At 34.5% G+C, this 19,015-nt stretch carries 17 protein-coding genes; 2 read left to right on the top strand and 15 right to left on the bottom strand.

Annotation, left to right across the window (positions count from 1 at the left end):
• Positions 1 to 106: 106 nt before the first annotated feature.
• Complete coding sequence (locus tag RSC39_RS07705; RefSeq protein WP_332536316.1) at positions 107 to 1,765, bottom strand: family 43 glycosylhydrolase; 1,659 nt, start codon at positions 1,763 to 1,765, stop codon at positions 107 to 109.
• Positions 1,766 to 1,797: 32 nt separating this feature from the next.
• Positions 1,798 to 2,979, bottom strand: a complete 1,182-nt coding sequence (locus RSC39_RS07700) for a cellulase family glycosylhydrolase (protein ID WP_332536314.1) — start codon at positions 2,977 to 2,979, stop codon at positions 1,798 to 1,800.
• Between the two features lie 296 nt (positions 2,980 to 3,275).
• Here RSC39_RS07700 and RSC39_RS07695 point away from each other — a divergent pair, with 296 nt between their 5' ends.
• The gene (locus RSC39_RS07695) at positions 3,276 to 4,472 is read left to right on the top strand and encodes an MFS transporter (protein WP_332536312.1); all 1,197 of its coding nucleotides are present in this window, start codon (positions 3,276 to 3,278) and stop codon (positions 4,470 to 4,472) included.
• The gene (locus tag RSC39_RS07690; RefSeq protein ID WP_332536310.1) at positions 4,472 to 5,371 is read left to right on the top strand and encodes an AraC family transcriptional regulator; all 900 of its coding nucleotides are present in this window, start codon (positions 4,472 to 4,474) and stop codon (positions 5,369 to 5,371) included. Before RSC39_RS07695 ends, RSC39_RS07690 begins: the two co-directional genes overlap by 1 nt.
• Positions 5,372 to 5,684: 313 nt before the next feature.
• Here the strand turns inward: RSC39_RS07690 and RSC39_RS07685 are convergent, their stop codons facing one another.
• The 13 genes from RSC39_RS07685 to folE form a co-directional block, all read right to left on the bottom strand.
• A complete protein-coding gene (locus tag RSC39_RS07685) occupies positions 5,685 to 6,752 on the bottom strand; it encodes an ABC transporter substrate-binding protein (RefSeq protein WP_011835198.1) in 1,068 nt (355 codons plus the stop codon).
• A gap of 47 nt (positions 6,753 to 6,799) precedes the next feature.
• Complete coding sequence (locus tag RSC39_RS07680) at positions 6,800 to 7,600, bottom strand: ABC transporter permease (protein ID WP_046782020.1); 801 nt, start codon at positions 7,598 to 7,600, stop codon at positions 6,800 to 6,802.
• Position 7,601: 1 nt separating this feature from the next.
• Entirely contained in the window at positions 7,602 to 8,390 is a 789-nt protein-coding gene (locus tag RSC39_RS07675) for an ABC transporter permease (RefSeq protein WP_011835200.1), read from the bottom strand.
• Positions 8,387 to 9,667 (bottom strand): ABC transporter ATP-binding protein, encoded by a 1,281-nt coding sequence (locus RSC39_RS07670; RefSeq protein ID WP_011835201.1) that lies wholly within the window; start codon positions 9,665 to 9,667, stop codon positions 8,387 to 8,389. Before RSC39_RS07670 ends, RSC39_RS07675 begins: the two co-directional genes overlap by 4 nt.
• Before the next feature lie 461 nt (positions 9,668 to 10,128).
• On the bottom strand, positions 10,129 to 11,028 hold the full coding sequence (gene murB / locus RSC39_RS07665) for a UDP-N-acetylmuramate dehydrogenase (RefSeq protein WP_332536306.1): 900 nt from the start codon (positions 11,026 to 11,028) through the stop codon (positions 10,129 to 10,131).
• A 42-nt stretch (positions 11,029 to 11,070) separates the two neighbouring features.
• Positions 11,071 to 11,670, bottom strand: coding sequence for a niacin ECF transporter S component NiaX (gene niaX / locus RSC39_RS07660; RefSeq protein WP_332536304.1), 600 nt, complete (start codon positions 11,668 to 11,670; stop codon positions 11,071 to 11,073).
• Positions 11,671 to 11,923: 253 nt separating this feature from the next.
• The gene (gene thrB, locus RSC39_RS07655; RefSeq protein WP_063281748.1) at positions 11,924 to 12,814 is read right to left on the bottom strand and encodes a homoserine kinase; all 891 of its coding nucleotides are present in this window, start codon (positions 12,812 to 12,814) and stop codon (positions 11,924 to 11,926) included.
• A gap of 4 nt (positions 12,815 to 12,818) precedes the next feature.
• Positions 12,819 to 14,105: a homoserine dehydrogenase gene (locus tag RSC39_RS07650; protein WP_021037197.1), complete on the bottom strand. Its 1,287-nt coding sequence runs from the start codon at positions 14,103 to 14,105 to the stop codon at positions 12,819 to 12,821.
• Between the two features lie 180 nt (positions 14,106 to 14,285).
• The gene (locus RSC39_RS07645; protein WP_011676278.1) at positions 14,286 to 14,924 is read right to left on the bottom strand and encodes a deoxynucleoside kinase; all 639 of its coding nucleotides are present in this window, start codon (positions 14,922 to 14,924) and stop codon (positions 14,286 to 14,288) included.
• A 128-nt stretch (positions 14,925 to 15,052) separates the two neighbouring features.
• Positions 15,053 to 16,336 (bottom strand): folylpolyglutamate synthase/dihydrofolate synthase family protein, encoded by a 1,284-nt coding sequence (locus tag RSC39_RS07640; RefSeq protein ID WP_332536300.1) that lies wholly within the window; start codon positions 16,334 to 16,336, stop codon positions 15,053 to 15,055.
• Between the two features lie 15 nt (positions 16,337 to 16,351).
• A complete protein-coding gene (locus tag RSC39_RS07635; protein WP_332536298.1) occupies positions 16,352 to 16,852 on the bottom strand; it encodes an NUDIX domain-containing protein in 501 nt (166 codons plus the stop codon).
• A gap of 2 nt (positions 16,853 to 16,854) precedes the next feature.
• Positions 16,855 to 17,928, bottom strand: coding sequence for a dihydropteroate synthase (gene folP, locus RSC39_RS07630; RefSeq protein WP_332536296.1), 1,074 nt, complete (start codon positions 17,926 to 17,928; stop codon positions 16,855 to 16,857).
• Entirely contained in the window at positions 17,925 to 18,974 is a 1,050-nt protein-coding gene (gene folE / locus RSC39_RS07625; protein WP_021212585.1) for a GTP cyclohydrolase I FolE, read from the bottom strand. The genes folP and folE overlap by 4 nt, the downstream gene beginning before the upstream one ends.
• Between the last annotated feature and the right edge of the window lie 41 nt (positions 18,975 to 19,015).

Below are 19,015 nucleotides of genomic sequence, written 5' to 3'. Positions count from 1 at the left end.
ATATTTTTAAATATTTTTTCATTGACCGTAACTTCCAGATATATTGTCACTATAGATAGGCTTCACTTTACCTAATGGCAAGCAAATAAACTATATTTAATCTTTATTAGAAATTTACCACTTTATAGAATTGAAAATCAGCAAATGAATCATGTTGATGTGCATCTACTGAGCCAATAAAGTTGAACAATCCCGTGAAACCACCAATTTCACCCGATTCTCCGTTTACACCTTCATCAGATAAATAGGTTACATCAATCTTTTCCATAACAAGTTGCCATTCCTCTTGGTCCACTAATCGATAATACATTTCAGCAAAGCCCATATTATAAATTATTTTTAATTCTACAGTTCCACTAGGTACTTCGATGATTGGTTGAAAAATTTCTTTTCTCTCACCTAATTTTGCCTGTAAAACCGATAATACGGGGCCTTTCGTAATTTCTGAATAGGTAATATGGAGATAAACCCAATTATTTGAATCATAGTAGAGTCCGACACCTGCCGTTTCTGAATAATGATTAGGCTCAAAAATTACTTTTGTATCAATTTCATACAAAAATGATGTTGCTCTAGTCGCCATTATTGATGGATTTACTTGTGAAAAAAATGAGTCTCCACCATAAATTCTTAAAAAGCCCGGTCGTTCTGTAGTATTAACCCATTCAATAGTTTGTGCTTGATACGGTGTCATAAACTGATTACTGTACTTTGGGGCTTCAAAATACTCTTGTACATCATGATTTAATAACTTCAAATCTTCTATACCAGAAATACCTTCTACTTCAATTTTTGCTAGATTTGAACCATCTTCCATTTCTAGCCAATTATCATCATTCCAACGCATTTTTTGTATTGAAGTTTCTCGTCCCAATGGATTTAAAAGTGTTCTTGGCAACGGTCGTGACATAAGATGAGTAATATACCATTCACCAGTTGGTGTATCTACTAGGGAGCCATGTCCAGCTTTTTGGATTAAAGAATTTGGATTATACATCTCAAAATGTCCTGCATCAGGATCTCCTAAAGAAAAGAGATGCCGAGGTGACGAAGTAATGATTGGTTCTCCCGTCGGATGTGGCTCATAAGGACCCATTATACTTTTTGAACGACCGATTTCGACTCCATGCGCATAACCTGTCCCACCTGAGGCCAGTAATAAATAATAGTAGCCCGCATGTTTATAAATTTGTGGTGCTTCGGCACATCCCCGAGTAGTAAAACCTTGGGTTACTCTTTTCCACTGACCTAAAACTTCTCCATTTTCCAAGGAAATTTCTACAATGACAATGTGTCCTGGAGCTTGGTAACCTTCCCTGCTCTCCCATTCTAATATTGCAGCATAGTGCTTACCATCTTCATCATGGAATAAAGAGGGGTCAAAACCAATTGATGTTAAATAAATTGGTTCCGACCAGGGGCCACTAATATCTTCAGACCACATCATATAAGAATTTGAACTAAATTCTCTACCAGCCATATTTACCATGTGGGAATAGGCTAACCAATATTTTTTAGTTTTTGTATCATATGATAAATGAGGAGCCCAAATTCCACCAGGTGTATTTGTTCCTTGTAAATTGATTTTGTCTTTTTTTAATACATTATCAATAAGTGTCCAGTTGACTAAGTCTGTAGATTTATACAATTGAATGCCTGGCATCCAATGAAACGTTGAAGTAGCTAAATAATATGTATTCTCAACTCGAATAATAGATGGATCTGGAGCCATTCCAGGAATAATTGGATTTTTTATCTTCACCATTTAAAGAAAACCTTTCTTAATTATTTCGATTTCTAATATTTTATATCATTCATTGGATCAACCCACTGATTAATTAAGCAACGGCTCATATCCCATGAATCCCAACCATACCACGCTGGTTCATTTACAGTATCAATATTTAATTTATAAGTCCAATAAATATGACCTTCACCTTGGTTCCAAGCTTTCACTGAAGCATTCCATAGTTCTAAATAAGCCATCGCTAATTCATTTTTTGACATTATTTTTTTATCTAAAAATTCTTCTTGAGTAGGATTGATTCCTCCTTTTGTATCAACTCCAGCAGTATATGAATTAAAAAGTGACCATTCCCCTACAAAAACAGGAACATATTTTTGTACCTCGGCAATTTGCTTTCCTAAACCATCTAGATACACTTTATAAGCTTCTAAACTTTGCGGTGTTCCTTTTAATTCTGCAATCATCACATATTGGTGGGTATCTAACATGACATTTTTAAAGTCATTTTCTTTAAAAAATTCCTTCCAAGAATGTAGTTCAAAACCATCATGAAATGAAATAACCGTCTCTTCTGGAAGTATGTTTCTTAAGCGGAAATATGCTTCTTTATAAAATTCTTTTAGAAACTCTAACGATATAGGTGCACTGTCAGCAGCCAGTTTTAAATCTCGAGGAATATATCGTTTTTGAGGATTCATCGTTTTCCAAATACGTTCAGTAATTGGCTCATTAATGACTTCAATTCCCCATAAAGCAGCATGATTTTTATAGCGTTCTGCTAATCTTGTTAATACTGTTAATTCAAATTCAACTTCTTTTGGCATTTGTGCCCATCTACAAACTCCGGATAATCCACCATTATCAAATGCATTTTGACTGAAAGGCGCTGTATGTAAATCTAATAAAATACGTACCCCATAGGCTTCTGCCCAGTTAAACGCTCGGTCTAATTCCTCAATACAACCGATAAATGGTAAGCGATCTCCGAAAATAAAATAAGGAACTGGAATTCGTATTAAATTAAATCCGGCTGAGGAAATACGTAAAAAATCGGTTTCTGTTATAAACTCTGAGCGATGAACTTTGATTCGTGCCTTATATTCACTCTCAGATAAGTCATGTGCCAAATAATATTCATCTTCTGCGGCTACATCTTCAAAAAGTTTAAGAGACATCCATTTTTCTAAAACAAGCCATCCACCTAAATTAATTCCTTTAATTTTTTCTGTCATTTTATTCACCTTTCTCAATGCTATAAGAATACCTAATTTCTATAATTAATTATATATCAAAAATCAGATATTTTTTACCAATAATCGGAAAAAAAGCTAACATAATCACTTATTTTGTTGGGCATTTTTCCTTGTATATTAGTAAATAAGCAGATTAATACTGGTAATTTTTATAAAATGCAACCGTTATCTTTAGAATAAAAAACGCTTGCATTTTTTTTTGAAAAAGTTTAAACTGTCCTGAGTATCACATCACTGCAACAAAAAATATTTTTATTATCTAGGAGGTTTCACCCATGTTAAAATCATCAACTTCTTTCCAGAATGTTCGACTAAAAGTTGCTATTTTATGTATATCCTTAACAATCCAAACAGCAGGTGCTGTTGCTGCTGCTGTACCAGCGATGATTGATTCCTTTGCCAATCGAAGTACAACCGAAATTCAATCACTGTTAACAATCCCCTCTTTCTCCATTATGTTATTCATAATTCTAAGCTCTGGAATCATTAAATACATCGGAAAACGTAATACAGTTCTTATAGGATTGACCATAGCTCTTTTGGGCGGACTATTACCTGCTTTTACTTCCAATTTTTATTTAATTTTATTAGGACGTTTTTTATTCGGGGCCGGTACTGGGTTATACAATTCATTAACGATTTCTTTAATCGGAGATTGTTTTGAAGGAGATGAGCAACAAAATTTAATTGGATTACAATCAGCTACTGCTGCCTTAGGAAACAGTGTCGCAACTTTTATGGCAGGTCTATTATTATCAGTTAATTGGCATAGTAGTTTCTTAGTTTATTTAGCAATAATTCCTATGATTATTATTTTTTCGCTAGGATACACAAAAAGAATTGAGAAAGAAACGAGTGTTGAAGTTAAAAACGATACCGTCGCACATGTAAATAAAAAATTATCCCCTGCTGTTCTTTTAGGTATTTTCACGTTATTTTTCTTCTTCGTGTCTGTAATCGTCATGCTAACTTCATCAGCACTTGCAATTCAACAATTAGGCTTGGCTCACTCTGAACTTCTGTCTCTTGCTTTAGCAGTAGCCGGTATTTTAGGAAGTATCAGCTTCATCTTTTATGGACAAATTCATAAGTTATTTAAAAATTTCACACCTGTTTTAGCATGCGTTTTAGGATTCATAGGGTATTTAATACTACTTGCGGCTCCAAATATGCTTGTGTTCTTTATTGGCTTGGTTTTTGTCTCCATTTCCATGATAGTTATTCCTTATGTATACGGTCTAATTTTATCTAGTGTGACATCTTCCGCCAAAAATATTGTTATTTCACTAGCTATGATTGCTTGTAACTTAGGCTCCTTCTTTTCGCCTTTTATAATCAGTTTTTTAGGAAAAGTATTTGGTGCTTCTGACGCTTTATCACAAATAAAATATGCAGCTTTCATTTTTGTCGTAATAGCTTTGATTTTCACATTCTCAGCTCTGACCTCTAAAAATAAAGGTCGTGAACAATAATGAATAAAGAACCTGAATGGCTAAAAAATATTATCAGCTTACCCGAAATAAATATGAATATGAAATTTTTTGGAGGGCATCAACAAAGCGTTCCGTTAGGCTGGAAAAATGAACGTGAGGCCCATTTTGCTTTCGAGATTATGATTATACTTGATGGTGTTCAACAGACTAAATTTGATGGGTGTTCATTTAATTGTTATCAAGATGATATCATACTCATCCCACCCGGAATGCCACATGAAAACTCTTGTATTTCGCCTACTGGTATGCATTATTTTTGTGTCCATTTTGATATTGATGATCCTGAGATTCAATTAAATATATTAATGCTTTGCTCAGTAAAATTAAATAAAAATAATGATGCTTTTCCAAAAATAAAATCAGTTCTCCAAAAGTATATTACTCTCATTGAAACAAGTACTTTTTCTCTTAGGGAGAAATTAATGACAGAAAAACTTTTGATTGAATTAATGCTTAGTTTATATGATTACACCTTACTAGAGCAAAATATAGCTACATTATCAGATAATTCATCGCTAATTTTAGCAAAATCAATCGCAGATACAATACAACAAAATTTTCGAACCTTTACTAAGCAACCTATCAAAGAAAACCAACCACTCCTCTCAATGCATGAGATAGCATATTCTTTAAATATAAGTGAAAGTACCATGTTGAAAGTCTTTAGAAAAGTTTACTCAATCAGTCCTAAAAATTATCTAAATCAACTTCGTTACAACGAGTCAAAATTTCTTCTTCATCAACCAAATCTTCCAATTAGCGAAATTGCTGAAACTATTGGATATCAGAATCTGTCTCATTTTTCTCGACAATTTAAACAATGGAGTAATTTGTCGCCAAAGGAGTATCGCATTCATTTCCAAAAGAATGGTCGATAGATAGATAAATAATTAAAAAACAAACTAATTAGACCCTCAGAATATAGACTTTTTATGTCTACAATTTTAGGTTCTTTTTATAATATAAAACATTTTTTCTATTATAAAAAGTATGATAGAAAATTTAAAACACGAAATAAACAGTTTTAAAATGAAAAAATTGATTGAAAAAAGAAAAAGTCTACAAATTAACTTTGTAGACTTTTCTGTAGGATTTATTTTTAATTTTGCACTTAACTGGATTATAGACTTGATAATTTTAGTGGTTCTACTAGTTCTGCAGACACATTCAAATTAGGACAACGCTCTCCAATTATTTATTCATCTTAAATTCTAAATACAAATCATTATAAATTCCAGTCCAATATGGATTGAGGTTTTTGTAAGCTTCATCATCTTTGATAGTTGCTTCATCTGGGTAAAATGATTTATTATCACGAATTTCTTTGGGTAAGAGAGCTTTTGCTTTCAAGTTCGGAGTTGCATAACCAATCCACTCTGCATTTTGAGCTGCATTTTTGGGTTCCTGCATGAAATTAATAAAAGCGTAAGCTGCTTTGACGTTTTTTGCTGTTTTCGGAATGGCTAAATTATCATACCAAATATTTGTACGTTCAGGGATGACATATTTCAAATTTTTATTTTCAGAGGTCATCTCTGCTGCTTGTCCGCTATAAACAACGGCTAAAGGTGTCTCATTATTAATCATGTAATTCATGATTTCATCGCCCAGAATTGCTTTTACATTTGGCGTAAGCTTAAGGAGGTCTTGATAGGCTATGTCTAACTCTTTTTGGTTGGTTGTATTTAATGAATAGCCATGTTTACTAAGAACCATTGCCATGACGTCACGCACACTGTCTGTCAGTAAAATCGAGTTTTTGTAAGTTGGTGACCAGATATCATTCCACGTTTTTGGAGGAGTTTTTACTGTTTTTGAGTTATAAACTATGCCTAATGTTCCCCAAAAGTATGGAACAGAATATTGATTTCCTTGGTCGAAAGCTGGATTAAGTAGTTTAGGGTCATCGTCTTTTAAACCTTTAATTTTGCTGTGGTCTAGCTTAAGGAGCAGATTTTCTTTGGCCATTTTTTCAATCATGTAATCAGAAGGAACAATTAGGTCGTAAGCTGTTCCTCCTTGTTTGACTTTTGAATACATGGCTTCATTGGAATCAAAAGTCATATAGTTAACTTTATAACCTGTTTCTTTTTGAAATTTACTAATCAAGTCTGGATCGATATATTCACCCCAATTGAAAATTGTCAAGCTATTATTCTGAGTTTTGACTCCGTCAGCAGCTTTCATTCTATTGGTAATCAGTCCTAGTGAAGCAGTAATGACTAGAATTCCAACAAAAAAGTATAATAATTTTTTCAAGTTTCTCCTTTCTATACTTTGAACTACAAAGTATCAATAAGAACTATTTAGGTCAGATTTGAAGATTTTCCGACGGTTTCTGAATCTTTCATAATATAATAATACCCTACAACCAATAGAATTGAAAAGAGAAATACAAGGGTAGAGAGAGCATTAATTTCTAAAGAAATTCCGGCACGGGCTCTGGAATAAATTTCTACTGACAGTGTTGTAAAATCATTTCCTGTAACAAAGAAAGTGACGGCAAAATCATCTAAAGAATAGGTAAAAGCCATAAAGAAACCAGCAATAATTCCTGGTGTCAGATAAGGTAAAATGATTTCACGCATGATTTGGCTTGAATTTGCTCCTAAGTCATTGGCAGCATCAATTAGTGAGCTGTCCATTTCTTGATAAAGGGGCATGACCATTAGCACAACAATAGGTATGGAGAAGGCAATATGGCTGAGTAAGACGGAGATAAAGCCAAGTTTCATTCCAACAATTGTAAACAAAATCAAGAAGGAAGCACCAATGACTACATCAGGAGAAACCATCAAGACATTATTTAAACCCAGTAAAGTTTCACGTCGTCTTCTTTTTAATTTAACAAGATTTATGGCACCGATTGTCCCAATGATTGTAGCAATGAGTGAACTTAAAAAAGCTAGAAAGAAAGTCTGAACAACAATCAAAATTAAACGGCTGTCAGCAAATAATGTTTTGAAATTATCTAATGTAAAGCCTGTGAATTTACTCATGTCACTTCCAGCATTAAATGAGTAAAAGATAAGGTAAAAAATAGGAGCATATAAAAGAATGAGGACAAAGGTGAGGTAAACTTTCCCAAGTGAATTTTTCTTTTGCAATTTAATCTCTCCTTTCTTTGGTCATTCTCATGACAATCAACATGGCTACAACCAATACAACGGCAATAGTTGAACCCATTCCCCAGTTTTGGGTAGTTAAGAAATGTTCTTCAACAGCCGTACCAAGCGTTATGACTTTATTTCCACCGATTAAACGGGTCAGCATGAAGAGTGACAAGCTTGGGATAAAGACAGCTTGCACTCCTGCTCTGACACCGTTTAGTGAAAGAGGCCAGATGACTTGGGTAAAAGTTTGGAAAGCTGAAGCACCTAAATCTCTACTTGCATTTACCAAATTATCATCTAAGTCATTTAAAGCATTAAAAATTGGTAAAACCATAAAGGGGATTGAGATATATGATGCGACCAAAATAAAGCTTAGGTCAGTAAATAAAATCTGTGTCCGTCCAATCCCCAAAAACTGTAAGAAGTTATTGACCGAACCATATTTACCAAAAATTCCGATAAAAGCATAAGCTTTGAGTAAAAGGTTGACCCAGGTCGGTAAAATAATAAGCATGAGCCAAAATTGTTTCATTTTTAGTTTGGTCAAAACATAGGCCACAGGGTAGGAAATGACAAGGGTTGCCACAGTAATAATCAGTGCGTAGAGAATAGAATTCCACGTCATCAATAGATAAGTTCCACTAGAGAAATAGAGGATGTAATTGTTAAGGGTAAAATGACCGTTTAAATCAAAAAATGATTGCCACAAAAGCATGGCCAAAGGAACAATAACAAAGAAGACAATCCAGAGAAAATAGGGAACGGAATAAATTCTTTTGGTCACTTATGATCCCCACTTTCACTATTTTCTGTTTCATTTTCTTGCTTTTGCAAAATTTCATTAACAGTTTCAGCAAGTTCTGTCAGCTCCATTGTATTTTCAAGGGCTTCTTTGACTGCTTCTTGAATGGCCGCTTCCTCTTCAGCATTTTCTTCTTCAACAGCTTTAGCTAAACCGACGGTTTCTTCTTCTTCAACATATTCTTCAATCCGAGCATCAAATTCTTCTTCACTTTCATTGAGACGCATGATATGAATAGCTTCTGGGTCAAAATCAAGTCCAACCGTTTCTCCAACGATAGCTTTGTGGGTCGAATGGATAAGCCATTCATTGTTAAATTCATCATAAGCTACAATTTCGTAGTGAACACCACGAAAGAGCTGAGTATCCACTTTGACATTAAATTTTCCTTCGTTAGGAAGAGTAAACCAGATATCTTCTGGACGAATGACCACCTCAATCGGTTCATTTTTACGCATCCCACCATCGACGGCTTCAAATTTTTGACCATTGAATTCTACAAGGTAATCTTCAATCATTTTTCCGTTCAGAATGTTTGATTCGCCAATGAAATCAGCGACAAAATGATTGATTGGTTCATCATATATATCTGTTGGCGTGCCTGATTGAACGATTTCACCCTCATTCATGATGAAAACCCAATCAGACATGGCCAGTGCTTCTTCTTGGTCATGGGTAACAAAGATAAATGTAATTCCAAGACTTTGTTGAAGTTCTCTTAATTCATATTGCATGTCCTTTCTAAGTTTCATATCAAGGGCTGATAGAGATTCATCAAGTAAGAGAACTTTTGGACGGTCGATAATGGCGCGTGCAATAGCAACCCTCTGTTTTTGACCGCCTGATAATTTCGTAATTGAACGCTTTTCAAAGCCATCTAAGCGGACAAGTTTTAGACTTTCTGAGACACGCTTAGCAATTTCCTTTTTATCTACTCCTTTGATTTTAAGAGCAAAAGCGACGTTATCAAAAACGTTCATATTTGGAAAAAGGGCATATGATTGAAAGATAGTGTGTACATTGCGCTTATTAGCTGGTAGGTCGTTAATTCTTTTATCATCAAGAATAACATCACCATCAGTTGCGTCAAGAAGTCCGGCAATAATATTTAAAATTGTTGATTTTCCCGAACCTGAGGCGCCTAAAAGCGTGTAGAATTTTCCTTCTTCAAGTTCAAATGAAATATCTTTAAGGACAGTTGTATCAGTATCCGCATAGGTTTTACTGACGTTTTTAAATTCGATAATTGTTTTTGACATTTTAATAATTCCTTTGAATATAAAGATGTGTTAAGCCATAAAATTATTTGAAAATAATATAAAAAACCAAGCCAACGCTTGGTTTCATCATCAATTTAAGTCTTCTGATTCCAAAAGGACAAACAGAAAAATCTTGTGCAGAGTCTATACAGCAGAAGAACTTTTAATACTCTTATTGATGCGCCAAAGCGTGTTTTTCTTGGGTGGGGCTTTTTATATCTCCCCATAACTCATGAACGAGTTAATCAATAAGGCAACGAAAGTCGCCAATTTCGGCTTTTGACCCGGCTGTCCGTCTGGCCTTAGCTCAAATTATTTATTAAAACATAAATTGATTACTGATAAAGTATCCGTAATCTTGAGCGGTCAAATCTTCTGTATATGCACAGAACATCATTAATTATAGCTTAAATTTGATGATTTATCAAGTTGAAATTTGAAAAAGACAGGAAAATCCTGTCTTATTTTTCACCAATAATTCTGACCTCAGGCTCTAATGTCACACCTGAATTTTCTTTAACTTTTTCAATGACCAGAGCAATCAGTTTTTCATAATCCGTCGCATTTCCATCAGCAACATTAACCATAAAACCGGCATGTTTTTTACTGACTTCGACACCGCCAATACGCCGACCTTGAAGTTTAGCTTCTTGAATTAATTGTCCTGCAAAGTGACCAACTGGACGTTTAAAAACTGAGCCACAGCTCGGATATTCTAAAGGTTGCTTACTTTCACGCAAGAAATTAAGACGATCCATTTCATTTTGAATTTGTGTTGGGTCTCCTGCTTGGAGTTCAAATTTTGCTGACAGAACAATTAAATTTTTATCGCGAATCACAGAATGACGATAACCAAATTGCATTTCACTTGCACTTAAAACCGAAACATTTCCCTCAGCGTCCATCACTTTACAGCTGACCAATACTTGGGAAATTTCACCACCATAAGCTCCAGCATTCATGAATACCGCTCCACCAATTGAGCCAGGAATCCCACAAGCAAATTCAAAACCTGTCAGTGAATTGGCTTGGGCCACTTGAGTGACTTCTTTTAATTTCGCTCCTGCTTGCGCTTCAATGGTATAACCAGCCACTTTTACTGAATCAAGTTTTTCAAGTAAAATAACGAGTCCACGAATTCCACCATCACGAACAATCAAATTTGAGGCATTTCCAAGAACTGTAACCGGTGTATCAGTTGCTTTCGCTTTTGCTGACAGTTCTGTCAGTGCTTCTATTGTAGCCGGAAAAGCCAGAATATCAGCTGGTCCTCCTACTTTTGTGTAAGTATAATTTGATAGGGGTTCATTAAATTTAATCAGTAAATCTGGGATATTTTCAAGATCAGTTTCTTTTATCATAACCTTATTTTATCATTTTCTATTAAAGATGACAATTTTGTCTTAAATTTCGGCTTTAACTTTCTTTTTATTCACAAGATTTTTAGCTTTATCAAAGATGTCAATAGGAAAGGCTTTACTCAAAACATTACCCAAACCAAGCGCTAAGTTGAAGTCAACCATGCTATGGACAAGTCCTCCAAGAGCAATCAATAAGAGGAAGTTCAATAAAGCACCTTGCTCAATATTCGCAAATCCTAGAGAATAAAAAGCATAAACAACTAAAGTTTCCAAACCAGCATGAAAAATACCGAGAATAAAATTAAAGATTTGGATTTTTACTTTTTGATGAACAAATTCTGGATGTTTTTTCAAGACATAGGCACCAACAGTCATTACAGGAAGGTGCATCAGCGCGCGCAACCAAATTGTTGGCACCGGAATACTAATCATGAATCCGAGAGTTGTTCCCAGAGCAACAAAAGCAGTCATAAGTGGACTGAAAAACATGGCAGCCATTACCGGAACATGTGCAGCAAGCGTGAATGAGGCTGGGCCAATAATGAGTTTAACCGGCATCATCATTGGAATTAAAATTCCAAGTGCAGTAAGCATCGCAGCAATAATCAGATTTCTGACTTTTGCCTTTTTTGTTTGAGTCATTTGAGTTTCCTTTTCTTTATAAACTCTTGCTTTAAAAAAGCGGACAGTAGGGCAATCGTGGTTTCTCATTTAAATCACATTTTTTGTCATTAGAAGAAATTTAATAATTCATTACTTTTAACTTTAAAAAAATGATCAATCAAAAACCTTATTCTGACAAATAAAATGAAAGTTAGTGAACTACTTTACATTCTTTTTTGCTTTAATGATTATATCATTTTATCTATAAAATAATCAACAAAAAGAACCTGTATTAAAATACAGATTCTTCTACTTGTAATCCTTTGTTATCAATTTTCAATGGATAAAGATGACCAGTGAGGTTTTTCTCCATAATTTTTTCTGTCAGTAAAGTTAACTTATCATCGGGTACAAGCAGCATCACTGTGGGACCTGCACCGCTCAGATAAGTTCCGTAAGCCCCAAACTCATGACCGATTTCTCGCAATAACTGAAGCTCTGGAATCAAGGAAGCACGATAGCTTTCATGGAAACGGTCAGCTTCCATCATTTGCCCTGCTACTTCTAAATTATCTGTCAAAAGACTGGCTGTCAGTACATTCGCAATAGAACTGGCAGCAACTGCTTCTTTATAAGTTAACTCATTGGGTAAGACCTTACGACTTTCGACCGTTTTTAATTCATAATCTGGAACAAAAGCTAAAAGTGCACATGAAGGAAAATCAGAAACAATATGATTTGTTTTACCAGCCACAGTACTTGCAATAACCAGATTTCCTAAAAGAGCTGGAGCAACATTATCTGGATGCCCCTCAATTTCACAAGCTAACTTAAGTTTTTCATCAGAAGTCAAATTAAGTTTTGCCAACTGATTGGCCAACTCAATTCCAGCAATAATGACTGAACTTGATGAACCCAAACCTCTTGCCAAAGGGACTTCTGAAGTCATTTTTAGATGATATTTTGCTGACAGAGCGACATTCTTGTCTTCCAAAACTGCTGACAGCGTGGTCAGTAATAAATTTCTTTCGTCAGTTGGAATATTTTCACCTAAATCATGGTCAATTTTCCAATCATGACTTTCCTCAAGGACTTCAACTGTCAAATATAAATTGACGGCAATACCAATTGAATCAAAACCGGCGCCCAAATTTGCTGATGTTGCTGGCACAATAATTTTCATTTGATTAGTCCCCCAATACTTTGAAACGATTAAGTAATTTAAAATCTTTTTCTTGATTCAATTTATCTTGAATGGCCGAAAGTTGAACACGATTAATTTTATGACTAATAATCACAACAACCGCCCGCTTGCCATTTCCTTTTTGTTGCAAAACTTGTTCAAAAGAAACATTTTCACTTGTAAATAGCTCAACCAAGCGTAAAAGTTGTCCTGTTGAATCAGGTGTCTCAACTGAAAAATAATATTTATTTTCAATATCATGGGGATTAGCTAGACTTGTAGAACGTGCATATTCATTAAATGATTTTCCGATTGTCCCATCTTTGACACGTTTAACAATTCGGACAATATCAGCTAAAACACTCGTAGCAGTGGGTTTTTGACCCGCTCCTGCACCATAAAACATTGAATCTCCAATGCCCTCTGATTCAATGAATACAGCATTCATGACCCCATTTACACTGGCGAGTGGATGTGATTTAGGCAGAAAAGTTGGACTAACTTCGGCAAAAATTCCTGAATCAACTTCGTTAATTTCACCAGTCAGCTTTAAAACATAACCAAATTGTTGTGCAATCTCGACATCAGTTTTTTGAATGCTTCTCAGACCAGATTTAGCAATTTCATCTGGCGCAAGCGTCATTCCAAATGCAAATTCACTTAAAATAGCTAATTTATAACTGGCGTCAATTCCGTCTACATCATTTGTTGGGTCGGATTCAGCATAACCAAGTTCTTGAGCTTTAGCCAAGGATTCATCATAAGTCCAGCCTTCTTCACTCATTTTCGTCATCATAAAATTACTTGTTCCATTAAGAATTCCCAATAGATGTGTAATTTTATCAGATGAAAATGAATTGGCCAAAGTTCTTAAAATAGGAATTCCCCCAGCGACCGCCGCTTCATAATAAAGGGCTACATGATGTTTTTGAGCTAAACTCCGAAGTTCCACCCCATGAACAGCCAGCAAGTCTTTGTTAGCCGTGACGACGTTTTTACCTGCTTCTATCGCTTGAGTAATGTAGGTCTTAGCAGGTTCAATTCGTCCCATCAGCTCAACGACAATTGAAATTTCTGAATCAGCTAAAATATCGTCCAAATTTAAGACAAAATCATAATTAAAGCCTTGACTTCTGGCCTTTTCAATTGCCTTATTATCTCTCATCAAAACTTTTGAAATGACGATTTCTTCATCCAATATTTTTGCTAATTTCTCTTTATTCTCTGAAAGTAAAGTTGGAAGCCCTGTGCCAACTGTCCCAAACCCCAAAATTGCTATATTTACTGCCATCAGTTCTCCTTTAAAATCTAAAATAAAATGTTAAGATAATTCAAAAAATAACTTTTGAATAATTTCTTAATATTATACCATTTTTATAGAAAAAAATTTACTGACAGAATGGTCAGTAAATCTAAATGCTTCTATTTTACTGACAGATTAATCAGTAAATTACAAAACAGAAATTTATGCTTAAAGTAAATCAAGTTTCTTTAATTCATCATCAATTTGTCCCAAAACTTCATCTAAATGTTCAGGATTATTGACAAAATCAATAGAATCTCCATCAATTCTCAATTTTGGTGAAATATCATAATTTTTATACCAATCAGGATATTCATCATGAACTTGCGCATAGTAGTCTTTTAAACCTTCTTGATTCTCAATTTGTTCAAACGAACGTCCCCGTTGAGCAATTCTTGAAAGCATTGTTTCAAAAGAAACATCAATATAAACCAATAAATCTGGACGTTTTTTTGGCATTCCATCAAGTTCCTCGAGCATGTTTGCTAACAAATCTTGATAAATTTCCAATTCAGTTTTCGTCACATTCCCATTTTTATAATTCAAAGTTAAGAAAAGTTCATCTTCAAAAATTGAACGGTCGAGTACATTGTTATCCTGACGATAAGCCATCTTAATTGATTCAAAACGTTTATTCAAAAAATAGATTTGCAATAAAAAAGCATATTTTTGAGGATCTTGATAATAAAGATCAAGGACAGGATTATTATCCACCGCTTCATAAAAAACATCTGTCTTCAAATGTTCCCCTAAAGCCTTTGCTAGGCTTGATTTCCCTGCACCAATAGTACCTGCTAATACGATCAAAATTGTCTTTTCCTCCTCGTCATTCTCCCAAATAAAGAATGAATTTATTAAATCTATTTTATTATAGCCGAATTTTTAAGATTTACAACTATTTAATGAATTTCAAAAATGAAAACTACTTCTATTTACTACTTTTCTTTTTTCAAAAATTCACGAACTTGTGATGAAAAATAGAGTGAACCAGTGATTAATAAGAGCTCATCTTCATTTAAAGCTTTTTGTGCACGAACAATCGCTAATTCCCAACTTGGTGCTAATTCAACCCCTTCATCCTCTAAATACCGAAAATCTTTCAAGTCTAAAGCTTTAGGATAATCAAAAGTTGTCAAAATTAAGCGAGAATTTTTTACCGTTTGAAGCATTTTTATCATCTGCCTAATATCTTTTGTGGTAATAGCTGAAAAAATAATTGTAATTTTTTTATCAGGAAATTCCTTTGCCAAGTTCTCAAGCAACCGATTCATGGCATGAACATTATGAGCCCCATCAAGTAAAATTAAAGGATTTTCGCCTAATTTTTCCATTCGAGCAGGCCAAAAAGCTTCACGAATTCCCGCACGAATAATCTCTTCATTCAAGTTAATTCCAACTTTATTCGCATAGACGAGCGCCAATTCAATGGCCATTCCAGCGTTTTCTACTTGATGCAAGCCAATCAAAGATTTTTCCAAATCCAGAATTGCCTCTTGACCTGCAAAGAAATCAAAATGTTCATGCTCTTTTAACTCGGTGCGGTAATCATAAGGATACTGATAAATACGCGCAGTATTTTTTCTGGCAACTTCCCAAATAACTCGCAAGGCTTTTAATTCAATGTTTCCAACCACAACAGGTATTCCAGCTTTAATAATACCTGCTTTTTGAGCTGCGATTTCTTCAATCGTTGAACCCAAGATATCAATATGGTCTAAGCCAATTGTTGTGATCCCAGAAACAACGGGTCTAATGACATTTGTCGAATCAAGCAGTCCACCCAAGCCAACCTCGATTACCGCCAAATCAACCTTTTCATCAGCAAAATATTTAAAAGCCATCGCGGTAATAATTTCAAATTCAGTAATTCCAGTCAACTCAGCATCATTATCAAGCTGCTCAACTAAAGGTTGAATCATCTTTACATAATAAATTAACTTTTCATCAGGAATTGGTTGAGCATCTATAGACATTCGTTCACCAAAAGTCGTAATAAAAGGACTCGTAAAAGAAGCAACTTTTAAGCCAGCTTGCATAAAAATAGAACGCGTAAAGGCAACAGTTGATCCTTTCCCATTTGTTCCAGCAATGTGAATCATTGATAAAGATTCCTCAGGATTCCCTAATAATTCTAAAAGTGCTGAAACTCGATTTAGCCCTGGGCGAATATTAAATTTTAATCGTGAATGTATCCATTCTAATGCTTGTTCAATAGACATTTTTGACCTTTTCTATTATATGTTCTTATAACGATAATACTTTTTAAACTCTTCTGGTGCTTCTTCTAGTTCAAGGAGAAAAAAAGGTAGCTCAGCAAGCTCAGCTTCTTGTTCTTCCAACTCCAAGAGGTAGCGAAAATCAATGTGCCGATGTTTTTTTTCATTTTTTATTTCATTAAATGGAATATCAATCAAATTAACATCTACTAGCTTACCCATTTTTTTTGCAAAAAAACCTGTTTCTTCATGAAACTCGCGAATCGCAGTGTCCAACGGGCTTTCTTTCAATTCAACATGCCCAGCAGGAAGTAAGAGCTCCTTTTGATAAGGATGCTCAATAAAAAACAATTTATCTTCTTTGAAAACTAGAGCACTGGCTGAAAGTTGCAACTCTGGGTTAATTTTACCACGTAACTCATAATTTGAACTTTCCAGTAATTGAATAATTTTTACCAATTTTTCCTGATTTTCAGCAGTTACCACTTCTTTTATTTGAGAAATCAAATCCTCATTCATGATTAAAATTCCTTATAAATTTCAATTGCGTCAAGCAAACGTTTCGTTTCTTTCACATCATGAACTCTAAGGATACGTCCACCGTCAGCAACCATTTGTCCCTCTAACATCAAACTTGAAAAAAGTCGCTCTTCTCCTTGAGCATTGAAGAGTCTTCCCATAAATGACTTGCGAGAAATCGCAATCATGACCGGCAGACCAAGTCTGCTCAAAAGTTCCGTTGTTTTAACACGTTGAAGACTATCAGAGCCTGAATCTCCATTGAAAAAACCAACTCCGGGGTCAATAGAAATTTTTTCAGGATTCAGTCCAAGCTGAGTCAGTTCGATTTTTTTATCTTTAAAAAATAAAGGAAGTTCTTCATAAACATTGTCAGCATACTTAAAACCTGCCCGACCATTATTCATGGCAACCACTGCTGGCTGGTACTTTTCAATCACTTTTAGCTTATCTGCTGTGTCAAAACCATCGATATCATTAATAATATCAACACCAGCCTCTAACACCCTTTCCATAACATAAGCTTCATCCGTATCCACGGCTAAGACAGCTTTTGGAAAATACTTTCTAATTTGAGAAATGGGTTCTTTTAATCTGCTCCATTCTTCCTCTGGACTAATGTCCGCATAACCAGGACGAGATGATTTTCCACCTAACTCGAGGACAGATGCTCCATTTTCTAAATCGGACTCTACTCTTTTAAGAATATGGGAAATGTTTAAATTATCTGGATTGCCATCATAAAAGGAATCGGGAGTAACATTAACAATTGAGTAAACGATTGATTTTCTAGTCAAATCAAAATTGAAATTTTTTCCTGACCAACTGATTTGATGCCGTTTATAAATCAATTCAAGCTCATTTTTTACTTCAATATTTTCCAAATGATTAAGTAGTTTTGCCAACTCATCAATAGTTAAAACAGCTAGAAGACTATATTCGCTCAGTTTTGCAAGACTTCCAATCCTATAAAGCTTTTTTTGTAAGCCTGTCAATTCATCATTACTTAATTCTTCAAATTTTATCACAATATTTTTTAAAGAAAAAGATTCTTGATTAAGTTCTAAGATTTTCATAAAAGACTTTCTAAAAATTCCATTCTTTTTTCGCTGTTTTCTTTAAATTCACCTAAGAAATAAGAAGTTTTGGTCAACGAATTTACTTTTTTCACTCCGCGCATTTCCACGCACATGTGACGTCCCTCAACAAGAACAGCCACTCCCTTGGGTTTTAAAATATCCGTCAAAATATCGGCAATATCATGAGTAATATTTTCTTGCACCGAAAGTTTACGAGAAACATAATTAACTAAACGAGGAATTTTCGATAATCCAATGATGCGTCCACCATCAGGAATATAAGCAACATGAGCCTTTCCAAAGAATGGTAGCATGTGATGCTCACACATTGAATAAAATGGAATATCTTTAATCAGTACAATTGAATCATTCTTAGAAGAATCAATTTCAAAAAGTTTGTATTCATTAAAGTTTGTCAAACGTTGTGATGAAAGAATTTCTTCATACATTTTAGCCACTCTGGCAGGCGTTTCTAGCAATCCCTCTCGATTTGGATCCTCACCCACTGCAAAAAGAATTTCTTTGACCGCTTCTTCAATACGACTTTTTGGAGACTTTTCTTCTTCAATCACATGCAGTTCTTGCTCGCTTTCTGAAAGTTTAGCAATCGCCTCGCGAATTGGCTCATAATACTTAAAATCATTGCTTAAAAGCTCAAATATAGGCTTTAAAACAAATAAACGATTAAAAGCTTCTTTATGTGGAACAATCAAATTTTCTTCTTGAATTTCTGAATCTCCATAGAAAATAATATCAATATCAATTGTTCTTGGTCCCCAGTGAATTTTTCGCTCACGATTTAAAGAAAGTTCAACTTCATGAATAAAATCTAATAATTCTAAGGGTTCAAGTAGTGTGGCCACCTTTAAAGCTAAATTTGTAAAATCATCTTGTTTGACGCCACCAACTGGAGAACTTTCATAAAAATTTGATACTTTTTCAATCATAATTTTCGGGTGTTTTCCCAATAAACGAATGGCTTCATGTAAGTAATACTGACGGTCCCCAATATTACTTCCCATGCTTAAATAAGTTGTTTGCATAAGTCCTCCATTTAGACACAATCTTTTATGATTATGTTCTC

This window comes from Lactococcus sp. (assembly GCF_036648155.1).
GTDB lineage: Bacteria > Bacillota > Bacilli > Lactobacillales > Streptococcaceae > Lactococcus > Lactococcus cremoris.
Note: the sequence above shows the minus strand (reverse complement) of the source record. Positions and strands in the feature narration are given on the sequence as shown.

What these genes read in the sequence shown, in the direction of transcription:
- RSC39_RS07670 (WP_011835201.1), bottom strand. Translation starts at nt 9,667, where the DNA reads ATGTCAAAAACAATTATCGAATTTAAAAACGTCAGTAAAACCTATGCG.
- RSC39_RS07690 (WP_332536310.1), top strand. Translation starts at nt 4,472, where the DNA reads ATGAATAAAGAACCTGAATGGCTAAAAAATATTATCAGCTTACCCGAA.
- RSC39_RS07695 (WP_332536312.1), top strand. Translation starts at nt 3,276, where the DNA reads ATGTTAAAATCATCAACTTCTTTCCAGAATGTTCGACTAAAAGTTGCT.
- RSC39_RS07705 (WP_332536316.1), bottom strand. Translation starts at nt 1,765, where the DNA reads ATGGTGAAGATAAAAAATCCAATTATTCCTGGAATGGCTCCAGATCCA.
- thrB (WP_063281748.1), bottom strand. Translation starts at nt 12,814, where the DNA reads ATGAAAATTATTGTGCCAGCAACATCAGCAAATTTGGGCGCCGGTTTT.
- RSC39_RS07650 (WP_021037197.1), bottom strand. Translation starts at nt 14,105, where the DNA reads ATGGCAGTAAATATAGCAATTTTGGGGTTTGGGACAGTTGGCACAGGG.
- murB (WP_332536306.1), bottom strand. Translation starts at nt 11,028, where the DNA reads ATGATAAAAGAAACTGATCTTGAAAATATCCCAGATTTACTGATTAAA.
- folP (WP_332536296.1), bottom strand. Translation starts at nt 17,928, where the DNA reads ATGAAAATCTTAGAACTTAATCAAGAATCTTTTTCTTTAAAAAATATT.
- niaX (WP_332536304.1), bottom strand. Translation starts at nt 11,670, where the DNA reads ATGACTCAAACAAAAAAGGCAAAAGTCAGAAATCTGATTATTGCTGCG.
- RSC39_RS07640 (WP_332536300.1), bottom strand. Translation starts at nt 16,336, where the DNA reads ATGTCTATTGAACAAGCATTAGAATGGATACATTCACGATTAAAATTT.
- folE (WP_021212585.1), bottom strand. Translation starts at nt 18,974, where the DNA reads ATGCAAACAACTTATTTAAGCATGGGAAGTAATATTGGGGACCGTCAG.
- RSC39_RS07700 (WP_332536314.1), bottom strand. Translation starts at nt 2,979, where the DNA reads ATGACAGAAAAAATTAAAGGAATTAATTTAGGTGGATGGCTTGTTTTA.
- RSC39_RS07635 (WP_332536298.1), bottom strand. Translation starts at nt 16,852, where the DNA reads ATGAATGAGGATTTGATTTCTCAAATAAAAGAAGTGGTAACTGCTGAA.